The sequence below is a fragment of the Micrococcus sp. GbtcB5 genome, assembly GCF_019091605.1.
GTDB classification, from domain to species: Bacteria; Actinomycetota; Actinomycetes; order Actinomycetales; family Micrococcaceae; genus Micrococcus; species Micrococcus luteus.
The window spans coordinates 1-242 of the sequence record NZ_JAGXJK010000383.1 but is presented as its reverse complement, the minus strand read 5'-3'; the positions used below and the strand labels follow the sequence as shown (position 1 = coordinate 242).

The 242-nt window shown below is 62.4% G+C and carries 1 protein-coding gene; it reads right to left on the bottom strand.

The window, feature by feature from the left end; translation table 11 throughout:
- The coding region (locus tag KVS67_RS12805) for a sugar phosphate nucleotidyltransferase (RefSeq protein WP_217565525.1) at positions 1 to 230 on the bottom strand (230 nt) is incomplete at its 3' end.
- Between the last annotated feature and the right edge of the window lie 12 nt (positions 231 to 242).

Here is a 242-nt window from a genome sequence, read left to right as displayed (position 1 = left end):
TAGCTGAGCGAGATCCCAAACTGGGAGCCGTCGCCCAGGAGGCGCTGGAACTGCTCTGCGCCGTGCGGGGTAGTGATCACCAGGATGTCGCTGATTCCGGCCAGGATCAGGGTGGACAGCGGGTAGTAGAACATCGGCTTGTCGTAGACCGGTACGAGCTGCTTCGAGATGCCATGGGTGATGGGGTGCAGCCGGGAGCCGGTGGCGCCGGCGAGGATGATGCCTTTCATACGTAACCTCGA